The organism is Desulfonatronum sp. SC1, from assembly GCF_003046795.1.
In the GTDB taxonomy this organism is placed as follows: domain Bacteria; phylum Desulfobacterota; class Desulfovibrionia; order Desulfovibrionales; family Desulfonatronaceae; genus Desulfonatronum.
Genome location: NZ_PZKN01000008.1, coordinates 77,265 through 98,750 on the forward strand (window position 1 = coordinate 77,265; position 21,486 = coordinate 98,750).

23 protein-coding genes and 1 riboswitch are annotated in these 21,486 nt (G+C 58.8%); of the genes, 12 read left to right on the plus strand and 11 right to left on the minus strand.

Going from position 1 to position 21,486, the window contains the following annotated elements:
• Positions 1 to 51: 51 nt before the first annotated feature.
• On the plus strand, positions 52 to 336 hold the full coding sequence (locus C6366_RS06200) for a DUF1778 domain-containing protein (RefSeq protein WP_107736474.1): 285 nt from the start codon (positions 52 to 54) through the stop codon (positions 334 to 336).
• Positions 333 to 848, plus strand: coding sequence for a GNAT family N-acetyltransferase (locus C6366_RS06205; protein WP_107736475.1), 516 nt, complete (start codon positions 333 to 335; stop codon positions 846 to 848). The genes C6366_RS06200 and C6366_RS06205 overlap by 4 nt, the downstream gene beginning before the upstream one ends.
• A gap of 239 nt (positions 849 to 1,087) precedes the next feature.
• Here the strand turns inward: C6366_RS06205 and C6366_RS06215 are convergent, their stop codons facing one another.
• Positions 1,088 to 2,848, minus strand: a complete 1,761-nt coding sequence (locus C6366_RS06215; protein ID WP_107736477.1) for a uracil-xanthine permease family protein — start codon at positions 2,846 to 2,848, stop codon at positions 1,088 to 1,090.
• A gap of 184 nt (positions 2,849 to 3,032) precedes the next feature.
• Here C6366_RS06215 and C6366_RS06220 point away from each other — a divergent pair, with 184 nt between their 5' ends.
• From C6366_RS06220 to C6366_RS06260, 9 genes are all read left to right on the plus strand, one after another.
• Positions 3,033 to 3,320 (plus strand): DUF1778 domain-containing protein, encoded by a 288-nt coding sequence (locus tag C6366_RS06220; RefSeq protein WP_107736478.1) that lies wholly within the window; start codon positions 3,033 to 3,035, stop codon positions 3,318 to 3,320.
• A 118-nt stretch (positions 3,321 to 3,438) separates the two neighbouring features.
• Positions 3,439 to 3,912, plus strand: coding sequence for a type I restriction-modification system subunit M N-terminal domain-containing protein (locus C6366_RS06225; protein WP_199221442.1), 474 nt, complete (start codon positions 3,439 to 3,441; stop codon positions 3,910 to 3,912).
• Between the two features lie 95 nt (positions 3,913 to 4,007).
• Positions 4,008 to 4,427, plus strand: a complete 420-nt coding sequence (locus tag C6366_RS06230) for a pentapeptide repeat-containing protein (protein WP_107736518.1) — start codon at positions 4,008 to 4,010, stop codon at positions 4,425 to 4,427.
• A 57-nt stretch (positions 4,428 to 4,484) separates the two neighbouring features.
• Positions 4,485 to 5,720 (plus strand): sorbosone dehydrogenase family protein, encoded by a 1,236-nt coding sequence (locus C6366_RS06235; protein WP_107736479.1) that lies wholly within the window; start codon positions 4,485 to 4,487, stop codon positions 5,718 to 5,720.
• 173 nt (positions 5,721 to 5,893) lie between these two features.
• Positions 5,894 to 6,112, plus strand: a complete 219-nt coding sequence (locus tag C6366_RS06240) for a hypothetical protein (protein ID WP_107736480.1) — start codon at positions 5,894 to 5,896, stop codon at positions 6,110 to 6,112.
• 168 nt (positions 6,113 to 6,280) lie between these two features.
• Positions 6,281 to 7,033: a DUF4412 domain-containing protein gene (locus tag C6366_RS06245; RefSeq protein ID WP_107736481.1), complete on the plus strand. Its 753-nt coding sequence runs from the start codon at positions 6,281 to 6,283 to the stop codon at positions 7,031 to 7,033.
• Between the two features lie 113 nt (positions 7,034 to 7,146).
• Complete coding sequence (locus C6366_RS06250) at positions 7,147 to 7,479, plus strand: STAS domain-containing protein (protein ID WP_107736482.1); 333 nt, start codon at positions 7,147 to 7,149, stop codon at positions 7,477 to 7,479.
• On the plus strand, positions 7,466 to 7,900 hold the full coding sequence (locus C6366_RS06255; RefSeq protein WP_107736483.1) for an ATP-binding protein: 435 nt from the start codon (positions 7,466 to 7,468) through the stop codon (positions 7,898 to 7,900). The genes C6366_RS06250 and C6366_RS06255 overlap by 14 nt, the downstream gene beginning before the upstream one ends.
• A 71-nt stretch (positions 7,901 to 7,971) precedes the next feature.
• Positions 7,972 to 9,162, plus strand: coding sequence for a DNA polymerase IV (locus tag C6366_RS06260; RefSeq protein WP_199221443.1), 1,191 nt, complete (start codon positions 7,972 to 7,974; stop codon positions 9,160 to 9,162).
• Between the two features lie 77 nt (positions 9,163 to 9,239).
• On the opposite strand, the gene C6366_RS06265 is transcribed toward C6366_RS06260, so the two are convergent.
• The 8 genes from C6366_RS06265 to C6366_RS06300 all read right to left on the minus strand — a co-directional run bounded on the left by C6366_RS06265 (position 9,240) and on the right by C6366_RS06300 (position 18,396).
• Positions 9,240 to 11,315: a ribonucleoside triphosphate reductase gene (locus tag C6366_RS06265; RefSeq protein ID WP_107736484.1), complete on the minus strand. Its 2,076-nt coding sequence runs from the start codon at positions 11,313 to 11,315 to the stop codon at positions 9,240 to 9,242.
• On the minus strand, positions 11,309 to 11,971 hold the full coding sequence (locus C6366_RS06270) for an anaerobic ribonucleoside-triphosphate reductase activating protein (protein WP_107736520.1): 663 nt from the start codon (positions 11,969 to 11,971) through the stop codon (positions 11,309 to 11,311). Before C6366_RS06270 ends, C6366_RS06265 begins: the two co-directional genes overlap by 7 nt.
• A 57-nt stretch (positions 11,972 to 12,028) precedes the next feature.
• Positions 12,029 to 12,217: riboswitch (cobalamin riboswitch) on the minus strand.
• Between the two features lie 237 nt (positions 12,218 to 12,454).
• Positions 12,455 to 12,982, minus strand: coding sequence for a hypothetical protein (locus C6366_RS06275; RefSeq protein WP_107736485.1), 528 nt, complete (start codon positions 12,980 to 12,982; stop codon positions 12,455 to 12,457).
• Positions 12,983 to 13,171: 189 nt separating this feature from the next.
• Positions 13,172 to 13,525, minus strand: coding sequence for a cupin domain-containing protein (locus C6366_RS06280; protein ID WP_107736486.1), 354 nt, complete (start codon positions 13,523 to 13,525; stop codon positions 13,172 to 13,174).
• Positions 13,526 to 13,539: 14 nt separating this feature from the next.
• On the minus strand, positions 13,540 to 14,883 hold the full coding sequence (locus tag C6366_RS06285) for a divergent polysaccharide deacetylase family protein (RefSeq protein WP_233248413.1): 1,344 nt from the start codon (positions 14,881 to 14,883) through the stop codon (positions 13,540 to 13,542).
• Positions 14,884 to 15,064: 181 nt separating this feature from the next.
• On the minus strand, positions 15,065 to 16,339 hold the full coding sequence (locus C6366_RS06290) for a S41 family peptidase (RefSeq protein WP_107736521.1): 1,275 nt from the start codon (positions 16,337 to 16,339) through the stop codon (positions 15,065 to 15,067).
• 179 nt (positions 16,340 to 16,518) lie between these two features.
• Positions 16,519 to 17,604, minus strand: coding sequence for a murein hydrolase activator EnvC (locus C6366_RS06295; protein WP_158269672.1), 1,086 nt, complete (start codon positions 17,602 to 17,604; stop codon positions 16,519 to 16,521).
• 108 nt (positions 17,605 to 17,712) lie between these two features.
• Positions 17,713 to 18,396: an endonuclease III domain-containing protein gene (locus C6366_RS06300; protein WP_107736489.1), complete on the minus strand. Its 684-nt coding sequence runs from the start codon at positions 18,394 to 18,396 to the stop codon at positions 17,713 to 17,715.
• Between the two features lie 208 nt (positions 18,397 to 18,604).
• Here C6366_RS06300 and tpx point away from each other — a divergent pair, with 208 nt between their 5' ends.
• Positions 18,605 to 19,120, plus strand: a complete 516-nt coding sequence (gene tpx, locus C6366_RS06305; RefSeq protein ID WP_107736490.1) for a thiol peroxidase — start codon at positions 18,605 to 18,607, stop codon at positions 19,118 to 19,120.
• 150 nt (positions 19,121 to 19,270) lie between these two features.
• On the opposite strand, the gene C6366_RS06310 is transcribed toward tpx, so the two are convergent.
• Positions 19,271 to 20,113 (minus strand): glycosyltransferase family 2 protein, encoded by an 843-nt coding sequence (locus C6366_RS06310; protein WP_233248411.1) that lies wholly within the window; start codon positions 20,111 to 20,113, stop codon positions 19,271 to 19,273.
• A 3-nt stretch (positions 20,114 to 20,116) separates the two neighbouring features.
• Entirely contained in the window at positions 20,117 to 21,475 is a 1,359-nt protein-coding gene (locus tag C6366_RS06315) for a glycosyltransferase family 1 protein (RefSeq protein WP_233248414.1), read from the minus strand.
• Between the last annotated feature and the right edge of the window lie 11 nt (positions 21,476 to 21,486).

Consider the following 21,486-nt stretch of genomic DNA (forward strand, 5'->3'; position numbering starts at 1 on the left):
AGTTTTGGGGATTGTACGGTAATTTCCCGTACAAAAAGGGGAGAGGACGGCATGGAAGTCAAAACCTTACGTAGCGAGCGGCTGGAAGCACGGGTCACGCCTGAGCAGAAAAGCATGTTCATCTTGTGCGCCAGGATCAGGGGATGTTCTGTCTCTGATTTCGTGGTGAGTTGCGCCCAAGAGGTTGCCTCCAGGACCATTCGCGAGCAGGAAGTCATGGCCTTGAGCCAGCGGGACCGGCAATTTTTTGTTGAGGCCTTGCTTGGCGAGGCTGAGCCCGGTGAAAGACTGAAGAGGGCCGCAAAACGCTATCTGGCGACCGATAGCCAAGCATGAAGCATCGCATCGAGATCCTGGGCAAGGGGCACGACCGATCTGCTTTTGATTGCGGCGTCCCCGAGCTGGATGCTTACCTGCGTACGCAGGCCGGGCAGGATGCCAGGCGCTTCGCGGCCGCGCCCTACGTGTTGTGCGAACAAGGCCAGACCAGGGTCATTGGCTATTACACCCTGTCGACAATGAGCATTGACCTTGTTGAGCTACCGCAAACCCTGGCCACGCGACTTCCTCGTTATCCGGTCATTCCGGCCATCCTTATCGGCAGACTGGCCCTGGATCGCCGTTTTCACGGACAAGGTCTGGGTGAGCATCTTTTACTGGATGCGCTGCACAGATGTGCGCGGCAAGCCCATGTCGTGGCCGCGGCCGCGGTGGTGGTCGAGGCGATGCATGACAAGGCGGCCCATTTTTATCGCCATTATGACTTCACGCCCTTCCCGGACTCTCCCCGGCGGCTGTTCATTCCGATGCAAACGATCATCAAGCTGTTTCCCAAACCAAATCAGTGAACCCCAAACAATATGAGCAACGAACAACTCGTCTCCAAAGTCTGGAACTACGCGCATGTCCTGCGCGATCAGGGCATTTCCTACGGAAACAAATCAAGCCATCCTGAAAGTGATTCGAACCCTTGGCGTGGAGCTGAGAACAGTGCCTTTGCACCAAAAGCCGGTTCCGACCGGTTGCGCCAGCGAACGCGCCGGCGCTGCCCATTGGGTTCCGTCTCAGGATGAAAAAAGGATCATTATCAGATGCTTGGCGGCAGGTCATAGGTGATGTAATTTATCCCGCCAATGGTTATGTGACGCAAGTTTCGGGCATACCTGCCTAAAATCAGAAGTCCCAATTCATCGGGATCAACAAGCCCCTCAACTCCTTGTAACTCCTCCACTTCAAAGTCGATATCCTTTGCCTGGGATGAGTCGATAAATTCAACATGAATGGTGTCGCCTTCACCATGCAGGTTTACGCGCAGACCTGGGGCCTTGAATTTTTCCACGGCGCATAAATGCGTAAACAACTCTTCCGAGGTCAACTGCAGCCTGTACAACTGATCAGGCGGAATCTTTCTTGATTGCGAGTACGTATTTATCAGATCATGCAGTTTGGATACCTGACTCAGATCCCGATCAAGGGTGAATCCTGCCCTTCCGGCGGGTTTGAGGTAAAATAAAGTGCTCAGGATGATCGCCGTCAACCCTCCTACAGCCATCCCATTGCTTAAAAATGGAGATACGAATTCAGGTATCAGATGAGGGAAGAAAAAATCATTGTGGAACGTGAACCCCACCCAGAACGACACCCCGATAATGATGCCGCTTTCATAGTTTAGTCCATGGGAAGCGGCCAGTTTTATGCCTGTGACGAACAGCATGGACAAAAGGACAAAAAGGAAAACTCCGATCACGGGAGCGGGAATGGAGGTTATTATGGCCGCTACCTTGGGAGAAAAGGCCAGCAGGCCAAGAAAGCCGGCAACATAATACCCGACTCTGCGCGCGGTGACCCCGGTCAGCTCAACCGCGGAAATGGCAATGGAATACGTTGTGTTGGGGATAGTTCCAAGGGCTCCGGCAATGGCGTTGGAGACGCCGTCGGCATAGATCGCGCCCTGTACCCGCTCGTAATCGATTTTGCGGAAATCCCGCTTGGATATTTGCTGAATAGCCATGCCGTCCCCGAGGGTTTCCACGGCGCCGACTATGGTCACCAAGACAAAGGTCAGGTACAGCGAGAGCAATTCCGGACTGAAATCAAGATAAAAACCCGGCCATGATCCCTGGGGAAGGCCTATCCAACTGCTGTCCGCCACTCGAGAAAAATCCGTCAGGCCAAAAAACGAGGCCAGGATGGTGCCGGCCAGCAGGCCAAGAACCAGGCTCCACAGTCGCAGGAACTTGTTTCCAAAAATGGCCAGACACAGAATTATCATCAAGGTGCCGACCGAGACCATCAGATAATGGGCATCCGTGCCGTTTTTCCCCGCGCCGGTCATCAGATCAAAGGTAATGCCCAGAACGGAAACCACAATGAGCATGATGACAACGCCACCCACAAGCGGCGTGATGATCTTACGCAACGGCCCCAGGAGCCATCCAAAAAGTATCTGCAAGGGGGCGGAAAGAACCGTCATCGTGGCTACAAGCGCCATGCCTCCAATCTGGGCCGCAGTCAGAGCGCAGGCCACGAATGCACTTGAACTGCCGATTATCAGGAGATAACCGGAGCCGACGGACCCGAATCTTCTGATCTGGATGAACGTGCATATGCTGCTCGCCATAAGCGAGGCAAAGATAATCCATGAATATTCCATCGGATCGATTCCGGCCATCCTGGCCACGACCAGCGGCGTTACGGTAATGGGGCCGACAATGAGCAGAAGAAGCTGCAAGCCCGTAAAGGCGCTTACCCACTCCGGAGGACGCTCATCCACGGCATATAAAATATTACCGGGCCTGGAAGTCTGATTTCTTAATTTCTCAGTTGTTTTACCTTTGGTTTTTATCACCTTGTCTGGCCTTTATCGTGAGTTGTGTAGATTCGGAGCAGGTAACGGCACTCCCTGTTTCAGTCAAGGGAACTTATTCCGTTTTGAGACAGTGGCCAAGGTTTGCGCTGCCCTTGGAGTGAAATTGGTGGTGCAGCCGATACACACCTTCAGCACTTGAAGGAACTTGTCGACGGGGGAAGCAATGAACGACAATGAAGAGAAACAGATATCGGAAGCCTACGACCGTGGTGAATTGAAGCTGGAGGAACCTTCCACGGATCTCCTGCGGAAGTTGGCCGGCACATCTGATTTCGTGGTGAGGTGCGCCCGGGAGGCTGCCTCCAGGAAGATTTGCGAGCAGAAAATCATGGCCTTGAGCCAACGGGACCGGCAAATTTTTGTTGAGGCCTTGCTTGGCGAGGCCGAGCCCGGCGAAGAAATGAAGAAATCCGTGGAAGAGTATTTGGATGGCAGTTCAACGGCTTTATAATGGCAATAGTGGTAGCATAGGTTTCCAGCATGTGAGTCAAATATTTTGATGAATGTACAGGCAAGATGCCTGTGCTACCAAGAACAGCCCACCCTTAATAAGTGAAAACACCCCCCCTATGAGCAACGAACAACTGGTATCCAAAGTCTGGAACTACGCCCATGTCCTGCGCGATCAGGGCATTTCCTACGGCGATTATATCGAACAGATCACCTATCTGTTGTTTTTGAAGATGGACCTGGAACGCGAGGAGCTTTTGGGCGAGGGGTCGGCCATTCCGCCGCAATGGAACTGGGCCCAACTGGCGAACAAGGACGGCGACGCGCTGGAATTGCAGTACCGCCGCACGCTGGAGGCCCTGGGCCGCGAGGACGGGCTGATCGGCACGATCTTTCGCAAGGCCCGAAACAAGCTGTCCGATCCGGCCAAGCTGAAGCGCGTGGTCAGCCTGATCGACAAGGAAGGGCCCTGGGTGGGCTTGCAGGTGGAGGTGATTCGCGGCATTTCGATCGCGCTCTCGATCGCGATTTTGATGAGATCAAAATTGCCCCGCATCAGTTGGAATTTTTCATGGACAGGCCCAGGAGCGTGATATATATTCTTCATTCTGGATCACTCTCTGGAGCCTCTTCGGGTTCTGAGCGTGCCGACAAGGAGCCACCCCGCACACATGAAAAGAACACACCAATGACCATGCACATTGCCGCGCCGATCATCGTCGTCTTCCTGCTTCTGAGCTCGATGGGAACTCTTGAGGCTTTTGATCAAGCCGACCTGGATCAATTGCGGGATAGCAACCAGTGCCCGAAATGCGACCTGAGCGGAGCGAACCTGAGCGGAGTAAGGCTGAACAGGGCCGACCTCAGCGGAGCGAATCTACGTAACGCCGACCTGAGTTGGGCCAACCTCAACGGCGCCGGGCTGGTGGGAGCCGACCTGAGCAATGCCGACCTGAGCAATGCCAACTTGAGCTGGTCCGATTTGAGAGGAGCGAACCTGACTGAAGCAACCCTGACCCGGGCCAACCTGACAGGGTCCAAGCTCAGCGGGGTCACTTGGATCGACGGACGTGAATGCGCCGAAGGCTCCATAGGGGTATGCGGTTGACCACGTTTCGTCCGCAAGGCAGGTTCTATTTCTATTCATGCATTCGGAGGTGAATCCATGAAACGGAAGACAAACGCACTGTCCCTGTTGTTCTTGGCCCTGCTCGTAGCCTTTTACGCCCACTGCGGCCACGATCAGGTCGCGGATGCCGGTGAGCCTCGCATACACCGCACGGTGGTCATGTCCGGCTTGAGCAATCCGTGGGATTTGGCCTTTGCGCCGGATGGGGCCATGCTGTTCACGGAAAAATGCCGAGGACTGTCCGTGCGCACACCTGGGGGAACGGTTCGGCATTTGGTCGGAACACGCGGCGCGGTCCTGGAGGCGGACGACCTTTTCTGCCAGGGCCAAAGCGGCATGCTGGGCGTGGCCCTGGATCCGGCGTTCGCCGAGAACCGCCACGTTTACGTGTACATGGCCTCGGACGCCGACGGGATGAAAACCAACCGCGTTGTGCGCCTCACCGTCGACGAAGCCTACACCGTTGTCGCGGACCGCGTGGATATTATCACCGATATTTCCTACAAACAGTCCTTCAACCGCTGGGGTCGGGCAGGCGCGCACAGCGGGGGCCGGATCCGGTTCAGCCCGTTTGACGGCTATCTGTACGTCGCCACCGGCGACAACCACGACGGCCCGTTGCCCCAGGATCTTTCCCGCCTGGGCGGCAAGGTGCTGCGCGTCGACCGCGACGGCAACGCCGCGCCGGACAACAATATCCCGGCCAACAATACTCCGGTCGGAAGCGATCCGCGCATCTTCACCTATGGGCACCGCAACGTGCAGGGCCTTGCGTTTCGTCCCGGCACGGGTCGGCCTTTCGCTTGCGAACACGGTCCCGGACATGACGACGAAGTGACGCCTCTTGCTCCGGGCGGCAACGGCGGCTGGGACCCTGCTCCCATGCCGGGGGTGTCCTGCATGAGCGACTACTGCGGATACACCTCCAACAATCCCGAGGGCAGGCCCACGCCCATGACGGATCTGGCCAGGTTTCCCGACGCCCTCGAACCGTCCTGGAACAACCGCGGTGCCTCCGAGGGAATGGGACCGTGCGTTTTTCTGGAAGGGCCGCGCTGGGAGGCCTGGGAAGGGCGGCTGGCCGTGGGGTTCCTGCGCGGGGCGCGCATCGAGCTGTTGCGGTTGGACGAGGACGGCATGACCATGGAGGCGAGCGTCATCCCCGGTCTGCCGTCGCAGCGCATGCGCTCCCTGGTCCTGGGGCCGGACGGCGCGCTTTATGTCGCCGTTGACGGGGGCGAAATCTGGCGGCTGGAAGCCGCCGGGCCGTAGCAGTGCGTTGGAAAATCGAACCGCCCGCTCCCGTTGGTCGTTCAAAGCGCCAGGTACGCCAAGGAATAAGCGGCGAGCCTTGAGCGAAGCGGGCGGTTCAATTCTTCAAAAGTCAATAAATTCTGAACTATTCCGAAGTAATGTCTTGTGTTCAAATATCTGAAGGATAGAACATGCCAAAGATGAACTCCGCTCAACTTACGGATGTTTCCGGTTCGCTGAGTACTCAGCCTGAAGAGAAGGACGCCGATGGCCTGGAAGGCCGGGACGAGTCGGGGGCGGCGAGTGGTGTCCGCGGGGAGAGCAAATCCGAGGATGTGCTGGAGGGAATCGTGGCTATTCTGGACAGCTTGGAGCACTGGCAGCAGAGCCGAAAGGTCAAAGATTTTTGATTTTTTTTATTTTCTGTCGGATGCTGCCGGATTGCTTTACCCGCTCGTGACCATCAACCATATGGACTTTTTTCGCTTGGCTTCGTAGAGATGTGGCGACGTTTTTTGTGGATGACCGTAATCGTTCCGGCCTGAGGCCGGTTTAAACTTCACAAATGGAGAGCACCGATGAAAAGAACGACAATCTGTTTGACCGCCTTCCTGCTCGTGTTGCTTCTGGGAGGCTGGGGCTGGGCGGACAACTTCCTGAAGTATCATCATGTCAGCGAACCATATGAGATCATGGGGCAAAAGCAGGCGGGCAGCGAGGAAATCGTTGAGACGTGGCTGAGTGGCAACAAGGCCCGAATGAACACTTCCAACAAGACGTCGGTAATTTTTGATGGCGACAAGCAGGTGATGTACATGTTGGACCACGGTGATCGGACATACACCGAAGTGCCGATGAACCTGTCCGAGGCCATGGCCGGCATGCTGGGCGAACAGGAAGGTGGGCAGGAAATGGCCCAAATGATGGCCCAGATGATGGGGGCGATGATGCAGGTCAAGGCTTCGGTCGTGGAAACCGGAGTCGAGAAGAACGTCAACGACTGGACCTGCCGTATTTATGAGCTGACCATGAACATGCCCATGGGGCAAACAGCCTCGGAAATATGCGCCACGGACCAGATCGACGTGGACGTGAGCATGTACAACAAGATTGGTCATGCCATGATGGCCGGGCAGCAAGGTTTCGATGAGCTGCTCCGGGAAATGGAGAAGATCCGGGGAGTCGCCGTGCTGACCGTGAGCAGGGCCAATGTCATGGGCGCGACGGTGGTGACTCGGGAAGAGCTTTTGGAGCACAAGAAAATGGCCGCCCCCGCCGGGAGTTTCGATATACCCGAGGGTTATACGCGACAACAATTCATGGGCATGTAGCCGGACGGAAGAATGAATCCCGCTCATATGCCGGGTTTCGGTGCATGGGCGGGCATACGACGACTTTAGAACTGTCATAAGAATCGCTGAGTAACAACAACAGGAGTGACGGCATGGAATTTACGAGTACCAAGGTGGAGCAGGGCGTGACGATCAAGGCGACGGGCCGCATGGACGCGGTAACGGCTCCGTCTTTTGAGCAGGAATGCCTGCGCTGGATGGAGCAGGGCGATTCCAAGCTGATCGTGGACTTCACCGGCCTGGAATACATCAGCAGCGCAGGATTGCGGGTCATTCTGGGCGTGGGCAAGAAGTTAAAAAGTCAGGGAGGGTCTTTGGCTTTCGGCGGGATGAGTTCCATGGTCAAGGAGGTTTTCGACATCTCCGGCTTCGCGTCCATTTTCCCGGTGTACGATTCCACGGAGGCGGCCCTTGCGGCCAAGTAACCATGCGAACCTGGCCGGCCTTTCCATGCCGGCGGACATATCCTCTCTGGAGCCCTTACGGAGCTTCGTCCTGGAGCGGTTCGAATCCACAGGCTTGTCTCCGGCCTTGGCGCTCAAGATCGATTTGGTCTTGGAAGAGGTGCTCCTGAACATTTTTCATTACGCCTACGGTCCGGATCAGGCTGGAATGGTCTCCGTGGAGTGCGGACCGCGGGCTGATGAGGGGCGGTTTCTGGTTCGGTTCTTAGACCAGGGGCCGCCCTTTGACCCGCTTTCCCAGCCTCCTCCGGACGTGACTCTGAGCATGGACGAACGAGTTCAGGGCGGGCTGGGCATTCTGTTGACCAAAAAAATGAGCGCTTCCCAGCAATATCGCCGGGAGGGCGACAGCAACGTCCTGGAGATCGTCTTCGCCGAGTAGCGGCGCCTTGTTGCCGTGCTCGGCCAAGACGAATATCGTCCTTTCAATTCATTCTCCGACCATCGCGGGCCATGAGCACCGCCCCTTCTTCCTCTTCCTCCTTTACTCCACTGATCCTGCATGTGGACATGGATGCGTTTTTTGCCTCCGTGGAGCAACTGGACCATCCCGAGCTGCGCGGCAGGGCCGTGATCGTCGGCGGGTCCGAACGCGGGGTGGTCTCCGCTTGCAGTTACGAAGCCCGGAAGTTCGGCGTGCATTCGGCCATGCCCATTGTCCAAGCCAGAAGCTTGTGTCCGAACGGAGTGTTCGTGCCCGTGCGCATGGCTCGCTATGCCCAAGTCTCTCGGTTGGTCATGGCCGTCCTGGAACGCTTTTCACCGCTGGTGGAGCAGGCCTCGGTGGACGAGGCCTATCTTGACGTCGGCGGGTTGGAACGCGTCTTCGGACCGCCGGAGCGGTTGGGGGCGGCGTTGAAGCAAGCCGTGGCCGCGGAAACCGGTTTGACCTGTTCCGTGGGCATGGCTCCAGTCAAGTTTTTGGCCAAGATCGCCTCGGACCAGAATAAGCCGGACGGTCTGTTCATTCTCGCTCCGGACGACGTAGCGGCTTTTCTCAACGTCCTGCCCGTCTCCAAGATTCCAGGCGTCGGGCGGCAAACTCTGAAGAAGCTCACGCTGCTCGGAGTGCGTCGGGTCGGCGATGTCACGGGGTATCCGGAACGATTCTGGCGTGAGCGGTTCGGAAAGTGGGGAGAGGTCCTCTATGCCAGGGCCAGGGGGATTGATCCCAGGCCGGTGATCCCGGACTGCGAGGCCAAAAGCGAAGGGGCGGAAAACACCTTTGCCGAGGACTGCGAAGACCGGGAAGAATTCAAGCGCTGGCTTCTGGATCAGGCCGAGCGGGTAGGACGGCGGTTGCGCCGGGACGGGCATGCCGGACGTACCGTGACGCTGAAGATCAAGTTCAGCGACTTCATGGCGATCTCGCGGGGAAAAACCCTGCGGGAGCCCACCGCGTCCACGCGGATGATCTTCCAAACCGCCGCCGAACTGCTGGACGCGGAGCCGCTTCCCCGAAAAGTCCGGCTGATCGGGCTGAGCGTGTCCAATTTTTCCAACGCAAGGCGACAGCTTTCTCTTTTTCCCGAAAACGAGACCGACCAGGACAAAACCCTTGACGCGACCCTGGACGCGATCCGGGAGAAGTTCGGTCCGGGGTCTTTGGTCCGGGGACGCATCTTTGGTTTTCGGAAGTCGTAGTAGCGACCGTCCCCGGAGAGAAACGGTCGCTTTTGGATCGAGTTGGCGGCAACCATATCATGCCTTCACCGTGAATCTCAGCTCGCGGCGCATTCACCTCCCAGTCCGGCGAAAACCCGACGCTGGGCGTATTCGGACTGTTTGCCCTGGTTCCAGCGTTGGACCGGGCGATAGTAGCCCACGACCCGGGTGTAGACTTCCGCCGGATTGCCGCATTCCGGGCACTCCGGATGCTCGCCCCGCAGGTATCCGTGGTCCTTGCACACGGAAAACGTCGGGGTGATGGAGATGTAGGGCAGCTTGGTCCGGCTCATGGCCTTGACCAGAAAGGCCCGCAAGGATTGGGGGTCGGCCACTGCCTCGCCCAGGAAGGTATGGAAGACCGTTCCGCCGGTGTATAGGGTCTGCAACTGGTCCTGATGCTCCAGGGCCGCGAAGACGTCCAGCCCCAGGTCCACGGGCAGGGCCGTGGAATTGGTGTAGTACGGCACGCCGTTGCCCGAGGCCTTGATCCCGGCGTAGAGCGTCTTGTCCAGCTTGGCCAGTCGATAGCTCACGCCTTCGGCCGGGGTGGCCTCCAGGTTGTAGAGGTTGCCGGTTTCCTCCTGGAAGCGTCGGGTCAGGTCCTGGAGGTGGAGCAGGGTGGTTCGCATCAGCCGGATCCCGGCCGGGGTTTCGATGCCTTTGCCCAGCAGATTCTGGCAGGCCTCGTGACCGCCCACCACGCCGATGGTGGAGAAATGGCCCCGGTAGGCGTTCTTCAGGTAGCGCCGGGTGAAGGGAAACATGCCCCGTTCCAGGTTGTCGTTGATCAGCTTGCGCTTGAATTCCAGGCTGTCCCGGGCCAGTTCGGCGTATTCCGTGACCAAATCCAGATAGTCGGTCTCGTCGTGGGCCAGAAAGGCCAGCTTGGGCAGGTTCAGGGTGGCCACTCCTATGGAGCCGGTCAGGTCCCCGGCGCCGAACAACCCCCCGACCTTCTTGCGCAGCTCGCGCAGGTCCATCTGCAGTCGGCAGCACATGGAGCGGACATCCTCGGGCTTGAAGTCCGAATTGATGAAGTTCTGAAAGTACGGAACTCCATATTTGGCCGTAAGCTGGAGCAGCAGCTCGCCCACCTCGGTCTCCCAGGGAAAGTCTTCGGTCACGTTGTAGGTCGGAATGGGAAAGGAAAAAATACGGCCGTGGTAGTCGCCTTGAAGCATGACTTCCAGAAAGGCCCGGTTGATCATCTCCATCTCCGGGCCGAAGTCCGCGTAGGTCTGGCTGTCGTGGAGCCTGCCGCCGATGATCACTGCTTCGGTTTCCAGGTGTTTGGGTGGAACCAGGTCGAAGCTCAAATTGGTGAACGGGCTCTGCCCGCCCCAGCGGGATGTGGTGTTCAGGTTGAAGACGAACTTCTGAATGGCTTGGCGGACCTGGCGGTAGTCCAGTTCGTCGTGACGGATGAAGGGCGCGAGATAGGTGTCCACGTTGTTGAAGGCCTGGGCCCCGGCCCATTCGTTTTGCAGGGTACCCAGGAAGTTGACCATCTGCCCCAGCGCGGAGTCGAAGTGTTTGGGAGGACCGGAGGAGGAGCGGCCTTCCAGGTTGAAACCTTCCAGGAGCAGATCCCGCAGACTCCATCCAGCGCAGTATCCGGCCAGGCCGAAGGACAGGTCGTGGATGTGCAGGTAGCCGTGCTCATGGGCCTGCCGCACTTCCAAGGGATATTTTTCCAGGGCGTATCGGGCCTGGACCGTGCCGGAGAGGTGCAGCATCAAGCCCTGGAAGGAATGGGACATATTGGCGTTTTCAGCCACACGCCAGTCGGACTTGTTCACGTAGGCGTCAATGGTTTCCATGATGTCCAGGAACGCGGCCTTTTGCTCGCGGATCTGGCGGCGTTTCTCCCGGTACAGGATGTAGCGCTTGGCCACGTCGAACAGGCGGGACTGCATCAGAACTGCCTCGACCTGATCCTGCACCTGCTCCTGGTCCGGAACTGTCAGGCCGGCTTCGGTCAGGCGTTCCTCTACCTTGCGAGCCAAGCGGTCGGCCAAGAGCGCGTCTTGAATTCCGCAGGACTTCAATGCCTTGAGAACGGCTGCGGCGATTCGGTCCACGGCCCAGGTTTCGGTTCGTCCGTCACGTTTGCAGATGTGGGTCAGCATGATTTCTCCTTACGATGATGGCCCTGGAAAGGGCGCGGTGGCTGGCGAAAAGGTTGGGTTTGCAAGGGAAACCCGGAGGGAGGGAGAGACCGGGTTTCAAGGAGGTCTTCGGGCGTCAACAGAGGGACCAGGGTGGTTCGGAACAGAAAACGTTCTGGATGGCGCTCAGCCAACTTAAAAATTCGGCCCAGGGTGGCCTTGGCTTCGCGGGCAGTGATTTTGTTGCCGGTCAACGTGGGATACTTGGACCATGGCCCTTTGACGTCCACGGCCACCAGGTCCGCGGCTTGGATGTCCAAAATCCGCTCCACGACGTCGGGATGCATGCCGTTGGTATCCAGCTTGACGGGTAAGTCGAGCCGACCCCGCAACTCGGCGAGCCATTCCGGAAGATCCGCGGACAAAGCCGGCTCTCCGCCGGTGACCACGAGGCCGTCCAGCCAGGGGGCTCGCTGGTCGAGAAAGCCGAGCGCGTGGTCGCGAGAGAGGCAGGGATCGTCTTCGGAATTCCAGGCCAGATGGAAGTTGTGGCACGTGGGGCAGCGCAGGTCGCAGCCGCCAAGAAACAGCACGGCGCAGACGCGACCCGGCCAGTCGCACAAACTCATCGGCTCCAGGCCGCGCAGCCTGGACCAGGGGGTAGGGTGGTTCCGCATAGTCCGCGATGAGGCTGAAAAGCCCCGGGGAACGGCCACAAGGACATCCGCGTATCCCGCGACAAATGCGCTTCAGGCAGGTCTTCTGACTCGTCCCCCCGGTTTTGGCGGGCCTTCCCGGAACACGGTTCCAGTGGCCATGCGGAGCCAGTCGGGTTGAATGGGACTTACAGCGGCGGGACCGTCCCGGAATCGAACCGGGTTCCCTCTTGGCGCCATGTGGCGACCTGAAGCAAGGAGACGTGGCATGGTCGTTCGCTGGGAACGCGTTCAACCATGCGTGCGATGTACTTAAAAAGAATCCGTGACGATGTCCAGTTCGGATGCTCATTGCCGCGGTCTGGACCACTGATTTGCGGAATTGTCCCGGATGGGCGGGTTTGGAGAGGAGAGGGCGCGAGGAGGTGGAGGGTTGCCGCGCGGTCTCCCGCTTATCCGTGAAATCGGCCAAATTCCAGCAATCAGTCGTAGGCAGCCGATGGCTCAGATTCTGGTCAAGGCTCCCTCATGGGCGAAGAACACCGCGCTGCGCTCCCCGGAGTGCCTTTTTTCCGGGGCTTCCTGAACCATGTAGTGCTCATGCGGAGCAAGGGTCATATTGTAACCGAAGGTGATCTGGAGGGAGGCCGTGCGGTTGAGTCGGTCCGGACGCAGGGTGAAGGTAAAGGACACGCCTTGCTCGGGGTCCAGTGGGAGGCTGGAGTAAACTCGTAAATCCTGGGCCAACACCCGCCCTTGATCATCGCTCAGGTAGGCGGCCAGCCACAAGTCCTCGATCCACCCCAGATCGGCGGGGAGGCTCTCTGTCTTGGGCATCGCCCGCCCCTTGACTCTGTACTGCCCGCCAAAGGATTCCGCTACGTAGGAAAATCGCCAGAAACGCATCTCCAATTGTTGTTCCGCGTTCAATATCCAAGGCTGGCGCTGCAAGTGGCCGACACTGGAATAGGAACAGCCGACGGCCAGGAGCGCGAACAGGACAAGAGCCAGGGAAAAGCGTTTTCGGCGCATGATCGGATCTCCTTTGGTCTTCGAGACGGCGTATACCTAAACTGAGTTTTGAAAAAGTCCTAATTCGACAGTCCGTTCAAAAACCCAAGTAGGAGCAAAAAAAAGCTCAAGGTCGAAGCGTATGGAATGATACGTGAGATTTTGAGCTTTTTGCAACGACGCATCAATTGGGGGATTTCCAACGGACTGCTAATCGTTCAACGTGGCGTAGGCCTCTGGCCCGTCCTTCATCCGTCCATGCACGGCCAGCCAGATGCAGGGCGGATCTTCGCTGGTACGGTCCACACGGTGTCGCAAGCCGGCAGGGAGAAAAAGGCAGTCTCCGGCTTTGAGGGCTTTGGTCCTCCCGTCAGTGAAGCGGATTTCCGCCTCGCCCTGCACGAGGACGACCCATTCGTCCAGTTCCTGGTCATACCAGGAATCCGGAGGCGAAACATGGCCCAGCGAGATGATTCGCTCGATGCGCAGACCGTCCCCACGCGCCAGCAGATCGACCCGCTCCTCGGGCATGGCGCCCTTTGGGATGGAAAACAGGTTGAACATGATGAATCGGTTTGTCAGCGCTCGGCCAAGGACTGGCGGGAGAGCAGGGAGCCGAGGGAGACGACGTTGATTCGCTGATCTCGTTCCCGCTCCCAAAGCTTCAAGGCTTCCAGGGTTTCCGGGTACGGGTGTCCAATGGCGATTACCTGGCCCTGGCTGTGGGCCAGTTGCTCGGCCTTGCGCAGTTGAAACAGAATCGCCTGGACATTGGGAATGTTGTCCAGAAAAATGTGTCGGCGCAGGTGCTCCAGGCCGATTATGCGGGCCTGTTCGTCCGCGACGGAGTCACCGGTGGTCAGGCTGTCCAGAAAAAAGAGGTCGCGCCGCTTCAACTCCTGGAGCACCGTGGACATGCCCGACTCGTCGGCGGTGAACCGGGAGCCCATGTGGTTGTTGATCCCGATGGCTTGGGGAACCTGAGCCAGATTGTTCCGCAGGATTTTCAGGATTTCCTCGTCCTCCATGCCCACGAACAGGGCTCCGGGGCCAGGGTCGGCCCGGTGGGGGTAGTCCAGGGGTTCCATGGGCTGGTGCAGGAGCACGTCGCGGCCAGCCGCAGCACCGATCCGGGCCACTTCCCGACTTTTGGAAATATTTGGCAGAACGGCGAAGGTCACCGGGAAGGAGAGGGCTGCCAGTTCCTGTGCTTGATGCACGTTTTCGCCCAGGTCGTCGATCACCACCACCAATCGCGGACCGGTTCCAGGCTGGACCGGGGAGGGTGGCGGAAACGGTTTGCGTGCGTGTTCTTCCAGAAACAGGGTATGCGTGGGCAAATTGAGCAGGGATATCCGCCACTCTTGTTTGCCGGGCCCACCGTTAATCTTACGCAGCTCCGCGTTATGCACCCAGAGTTTCAGATTGCGGCGCAGGGCCTGCTCGAAGCTCCGGGCATCCTGGTCCAAGCCGATGGCCAGGGACTGGGTGTGGTATTTCTGCCCGTTCCTGGTTTTCATCTGAATATCCAGATGGCGCACCGAACGAGGGTCCAGGTTCAACTCCATGATGGACTGGACCAGGGCCAAGTCGACTTCCTTGACCTGCTGTTCCAGTAATTCCGCGTCGAATATTTCGTAAACCAGGCCTTTGCGGCTTGAGGGAGCCGGGGGCGCGGCATCAGGCGCGATCCGGGCGCGGACATGATTCGTGGGGGCGGGAGCCGTCAAGCCGGCGACCCTGTCCGGTTGCGCGGGCCGGGTCGCGGACCGGGAAACGGGCGGCGCGGCGGAGGTTGAGGCTGGAGCGGAGACAGGCTTATCGAGAGTCGCGATGTCCGTGGACAAGGGATCTGCCGGAGCGAGGCTCAAGGCCCAGACAAGGGTGATGGCGGTCAACCCGGTGGCCACAGCTATGAGCATCACCCAAAGTTTGGAAAAAACTTTGGGTGATGGTCGTTTACGACTGGTTTTGGCGGCGGTTTTCCTGGGTTTGGCCCCACTCTTTCCGCCGCTTTTGGTAGTGGTTGCGGAAGAACGGGAGGGCTTGCCGCTCTTTTTCGCTGTTTTTCCGGTCATCGCCGACCCGTGTCGGTTGGGGTGGTTAACGGAGCGCCTTGAGTCTGGGCATGGCCTTGACCATTTCCAAAGCCAGACGCAACTGGTTGTCCCGTTCGAGCATTTCCAGGACCTGAGGCCTGGGGTGATCGAGCTGGTCCGGAGGAATCGGGCCGGTTTCCAGGTGCCGGATCAGATCGCCTTCGCGGACCAACGGCATGCGTCCTTCGCGCTGGTCGTCGTTTAAGGCGACGAAGGGAATCGAAATGTCCGGGTCGATGCCTTTGGCCTGGATGGAGCGGCCGCTGGGTGTATAGTAGATCGCCGTGGTCAGCTTGATCCCGGAACCGTCGGCCAGGGGGATGATCGTCTGCACGGATCCCTTGCCGAAGGTCTGCTCTCCGAGAATCAACGCCCGGTCATGGTCCTGTAGGGCCCCGGCGACGATTTCCGAGGCGGAAGCGGAGCCGGCGTTGATCAGCACCACCATGGGCGTTTCCTTGTCCAGCACGTTGCTGGATGCGTCGAAGTTCATTTCCGCCTGAGGTGATCGGCCTTTGGTATAGACGATTTTTCCCTCGTGCAAAAAGGCATCGGACACTGCCACGGCTTGGTTCAGCAGGCCTCCGGGATTGTTGCGCAGGTCGAGGATCAGGCCGACACGCTGTTCGGAATCGAATCGACCCAGGGCTTCCCGTAGGTCGTCCATGGTGGTTTCCTTGAAGCTGGTCAGTCGAACCAGGATGACTCCAGGCTCCAATTCGAACAACTTGACCGTGTGCACCGGGATGACGTCACGGGTGATGGTCACGGTGCGGGGAACGGTCTCGCCCCGAGAGACTATGGTCAGGTCAACGGTGGTGCCGCGTGGACCGCGGATCAGCTTAACGGCGTCCATGATCGTGATGTCCTGGGTGGACTGGCCGTCGATCGCCAAGATGTGATCACCGGATTTGAGTCCTTCACGGAAGGCCGGGGTGTCTTCGATGGGGGACACGACCGTCAGCCTGCCTTCCACGAGGCTGATTTCAATACCGATTCCCGTGAACTCCCCGGAAGTGTCGATCTGCATTTCCTGGAAGGCGTCCTGGGTCATGAAGCTGGAATGGGGGTCCAGTTCCTGAAGCATGCCTTGGATGGCACCTTGGATCATCTCGTTGCGATCCACGTCCTGAACGTAATAGCGCTCCACCAAATCCAAGACTTGGCTGAAGCGCTTGAGCGGCGAGTAGCGTTCCTCGTCCGTGGCCATGCTCTGGCCGAAGGTGACGGCCAGCAAGAAAAGCAGTGTGACGGTGCCGACCCAGTGGACAACCCGCATGATGACCTCCGAATGCATTTTAAAGCATGTGCTGGTATGGTGAACGGCGTCAGCGAACGCCGCGCAGGGAAATAATCTCCAGATACGGTTGGGCAACAGTTGGTAATCGAGGGCTCGACGCGATTCCCGCCTGAAATCCATTTCTTGATGAGTATGCCGATCCGTGCTGGTTGACGCCGTTATTCGTTTGCGACAAGCCAGCTAACAGGATTAACGGGATTTTGATGAAAACGCAATTCAAAGTAGAGCCCCGGACCATCCACTTTGGGGTAAATCCCCGCCACTCCGATCTGCTCGTCCTTTTCCACTTCCTGGCCCACCGTGACCAGCGCGTTGTGCAGGAAAGCGTACAGGCTGTAATAATCTTCCCCATGGTAGAGGATGACCACATGGCCGTATCCCCGGAGCGTGTCGCTGTGAACCACCTTTCCCCAGGAAATCGCGCGTACCGGGTCGTTTTCAGACATTGCGAAGCTTATGCCGCGGTGTGGCGGATTGGCTTGGGGCTGAAACCGCTCCACGACCCGGGCCTGCGTCGGCCAGGATAAATAACCGCGCAAATCCGTAAAGCTTTTGGAGGTCAGGGATTGGAGCTGGTAGTTCAGTTCGGCGATGCTTCGCAGGATTTCCTCGATTTGTTCCTCGGTCGAGATTTGTTGCGCACGCACCTCCTGGACGCGGTGCAGGAATTCCAGTTTCTGCTTCAGAAGTTGATCCTTGCCGGCATCGATCCGGAGCATCTGCGCGGCGATTTCCTCTCTTGCCTGTTCCAGACGGGCCTGTCCCAGAGCTAATTCCCGCCCTTGTCGACGAAGCTGGTCGATTCGATCCTGAACCAGACCGTAGATTCGGGACAGCCAGTGGTATTGTCGGTCAGCCTCGTCCCAGGAGGTCAAGGTCTGGAGATTATGTTCTACGCCCTGCAAATGCACCGGCCAAAGCAGGGCCAGCAGGCGTCCCAATTCCTCGCTGGTTTGGGTCCGGGCCAGGTCCAGTTCCTGATAATCTTGCAACCGAAGGCGCTCTTCCTGACGTAGGCGGTTCAACTGCGCTTCCAGTTCAGAGATTTCATCCGTGAGAGTCCGTAACCTGGCTTCCACTTTCTGCAGGTCGGCGAATAAAGACCGTTCCTGGGCTGAGAGGCTCTCCATGATTTTTTCGTGCGCCCGAACGTTGCGCTCACGCTCTTCCAGGGTGCGTTGAATGGTTCCCGCGGTCGTGGGAGAGGCCAGGCTCGGTCCGCACATCGGAAGAAGCAGGGTCATGGCCGCCCCAAGCAGGATCATTGTCCAAGGGAAGCTGAGAGGAAGGCGGAATATGGGAGAAGGTGATACTTCTTGCATGGGCTACATGGGGGCACGGAAGATGGAGCGTCAGGGGGTACGCGCGGGAGGCGAGTGGCGAGGTAGAAACGGTTGCAGAGGGCACCCGGCGCAGCGCGGTTCCCGTTTCCGGCACCATTCCTTGCCGACCCGCACCAGTAAGGCGTGGTATTCGTTGTATTGTTCGACTCGTTCTGGCAGATGGGACACGAACAGGTCTTGCAGTTCGTCGTAAGCAACGTCCTCGGGAACCAAGCCATGGCGGTTGCAGATTCTGGCTGTATAGGCATCCACAACGAACACCGGGCGGTCCAGGGCATAGAGGAGGATGCTGTCCGCGGTTTCCGGGCCGATACCCTTGATCTCCAATAGACGCTCGCGCAGTTCAGCGGTGCCCAGATGGGCGAGATCCATCATCCCCGTGGCATGCTCCTGGTGCAGAAATGCCAAAAAATTTTGAATTTTTTTTGCTTTTTGCCGAAAGAATCCCGAAGGTCTAATACACGCCTCCACGATTTCTGGTCGGGCCTGGCGGAGTCGCTCCGGGTCCAGCAGGTCGTGACGGCGCAGGTTTGCAATGGCTTTTTCCACATTGGACCAGTTGGTGTTCTGGGTTAAAATCGCGCCCACGATCACTTCAAACGGACTATTGGCAGGCCACCACCCACTTGGCCCGAGTTGGACCAGCATGGCGTCGAACATATCAGAAAGCAGTCGGGTGGTTGCAGTGGGCATGAGGGTGTGTGGTTGATTGCGATTTTGAGCCGGTTGTTCATAAGAATTACTCGAGATTCTTGCAACTCCGAATCGTGAAGGTTACTCTTCCGGAACCAGAATGCCAAGAGATATCCGCCGAGTACTCGTTGGCGAGAACCCGTTTCGACGTATCGCACGCCCTGATGGACGTGCTTTTGGGAATCATAACCACAACAAGGAGCCGATCATGAAGGAACGCTTTGGATTGATCACGTTGAAAGGCCAGCCTATTACGCTGACGGGCAACACGGTTCAGGAAGGCGACGCCGCACCGGATTTTCAGGTCGTGGACAACGATTTCAAGCCGTTCAGTTTTTCATCCCTCAAGGACAAGGTGGCGATAATCACCTCGGTTCCGTCCCTGGACACCCCGGTCTGCGACCTTGAAGCCCGTCGATTCAACCAGGAAGCGGTCAAATTGGGAGACGACGTCCAGATCCTGGTCATCAGCATGGACCTGCCCTTTGCCCAGAAACGCTGGTGCGCCGCCGCGGGGGTGAACAACGTCCTGACCCTGTCCGACCATAAGGACGCCTCCTTCGGCACTCAATACGGCATGTTGATCAAGGAACTGCGCCTCCTGGCCCGGGCCGTGTTCGTCGTGGACCGTCAGAAAAGCATTCGGTACATGGAATTGGTCAAGGAGGTGGGACAGGAGCCGAATTACGAACTGGCTTTGGATGCGGCCAAAAAACTGTTGTAGTCCGCGCCTCTCGCCGGTCGAACAAACCGCGTTTCAAAAGTGCCGCGCGGCTTCCTTTGTCTTTGAAGGCGGCCGCGCGGCATTGTTTTTCGAGGGCCGGAAATGATCGGGAGAGAAGGAAAAACAAAGACGGCGTTCTTTCCCGCGACGTCAGCCCCTGGGCCTGCGAACATATTCCAGGAGTTTGCGTGGATATTTGCAGAGCAGGCGCGGCATGGAGGTGTGGATGTCGTTTTCCTTGCAGGCGCGGACGATTTCGCGGTTCAGCAACCAGTTGCTCTTGAGGTTCCGGGAGCTGATCCCGCCGGACCGCATGTGGACGAGAACCTTGGGGATGCGGGCGTAGGCAAGGCCATGGCGGGCCAGGAAGCGGGTCAGGAGTTCGTAGTCCGCGGCGATGTGGTAGTCCGTGCTGTAAAGGCCGAAGCGCCGGTAGTGTTCCCGCAGGGTGAAAAAGGTGGGGTGGGGCGGCATCCAGCCCTGGCAAAAGCGTCCGGGATGAAAGTCGGAGGAGTCGTAATAGCGGATGACTTTACTCGGATCAGTTCGATCCACCACCAGGAGATCGGCGAAGACCGCGTCGGCCCTGGTTCGCGTGAAGGACTGGACCACGTCGTCGATGACGTCCGGGCGAGGATAGAAGTCGTCGGCGTTGAGTGTGCCGACGATGGTTCCGGTGGCCATACTGATGCCCTTATTCATGGCGTCGTAAATGCCCTGGTCCGGTTCGGAAATCCATTTGGCGATCCCGTCAGCGTGGGCCTGGATTATGGCAACGGTCCCGTCCCGGGAGCCTCCGTCCACGATGATGTGCTCGATGTGGGGATAGGTCTGGTCGCGGACGCTTTGGATGGCCTCGGCCAGGTGCGCTTCACCGTTGAGCACCGCGGTGACTATACTGACTCGAAAGCATTCAGGAAGGTGTTTCAGGGTGCGTTCCTGCTCCAGTTGCGAAACACCGTCCTCGGGAGACATGGCGGAAGGAGCGGTCATGGGTCAGGGGTGCTCCGGTTTGATCCTGGCGCGGGGAGGCGGGAGCGATTGATCGTCGAGCGAGAAGTCTCCTTCGGCGATTTCCGACGACGCACCCGGTGGGTTGTCGAGGGAACGCATTAAAGCACCGTGCGCAGGGACGGCCGAAGAGTAAGCCGGAGAGCCGACGTATCTGTTCCGGCCGCGCCAGGCGGCCCGGGCGTAGATATTCAAGGTCTGGCGGGCAGCCTCGGTCCAGGAAAAGCGTTCCAGGTTCAGTCGTCCCAGAGCAATGAGGTTGGCGCGCAGATCCTCGTCCGTAAGCGCGTGGGCCAGTGTCGCGGCCATATCCAGGGCGTTTTCCGGATCGAAGAACACCGCGCCCTCTCCAGCCACCTCGGGCAAGGCGCCGCGATTCGCGCACGCAACCGGCACCTCAGCGGCCTGGGCTTCCAGCACGGGCAGGCCGAACCCCTCGTACAGGGACGGAAAGGCGAACAGCGCGGCCTCGGACAGCAGGCGGTCCACCTCGGGCCGGGGCAGGTAGCCGGTCAGCCGGACCCGGTGGGCAATGTCCCAGCGACCGATGGCTCGGTCCACGGCCCCGTCTCCGGGCAGGTGCCCGGCCAGGACCAGATGGTGCGGCACGGAGGTCGCGATCCGGGCAAAGGCTTCGATCAGCCGGGGGATGTTCTTGTGCGGGGACTGGCTGGCAAAGGCCAGGATGTACGGCGTGTCCGACTTGAGGGAAGGCTGAAAGGTGGACGCCCAGGAAACGGGTTGCGATGATTCTTCCTGGCGGGCCGATTCCGATGAGCGTCCCCATTCCGGGGGCAACGGGGCTTCGTGGACCACGTGGATGCGTTCCAGGGGCAGGCCGAGATGACGGTGGATCTCCTGACGGGAAAACTCGGAAACCGTGATCACCTGGCGGGCCGCCCGGGCGCTGAGACGGACCAGAAAGGCCAGCGTCAGGCGCTTGAACAGCGGCATGCTCCGGCCATGGCCCTTGGTGTTCATGTCGTGAATGGTGACCACGCCGGGACAGCGCCCCAGCACCGGGGCCACGTAGCCCAGGGAATGCAGCACGTCCACGCCGTGGCGGCGGGCCAGAGCGGGCAGCCGGAATTGTTCGTACAGCAGCCGCCGGACCCGGCTCGAAGCCCGCACCGGACAGACCACCCGCTGAAAGGCCGGAATATCGGGCAAAGGCCAGTCCGCGCTCTCCCGGTTCAGGAAAACCACGTACTCCAACCCGTCGTCCACCTCGGCCAATCCCCGCACCAACCCCGCGGCGTACGTCTCCGTACCGCCCACGATGCCGGGCAGGAGGTAAAGAAGGTTCAGGCCGACGCGGAGAGGATGGCGATCAGTTGTTGGCACGGTCAAGATGG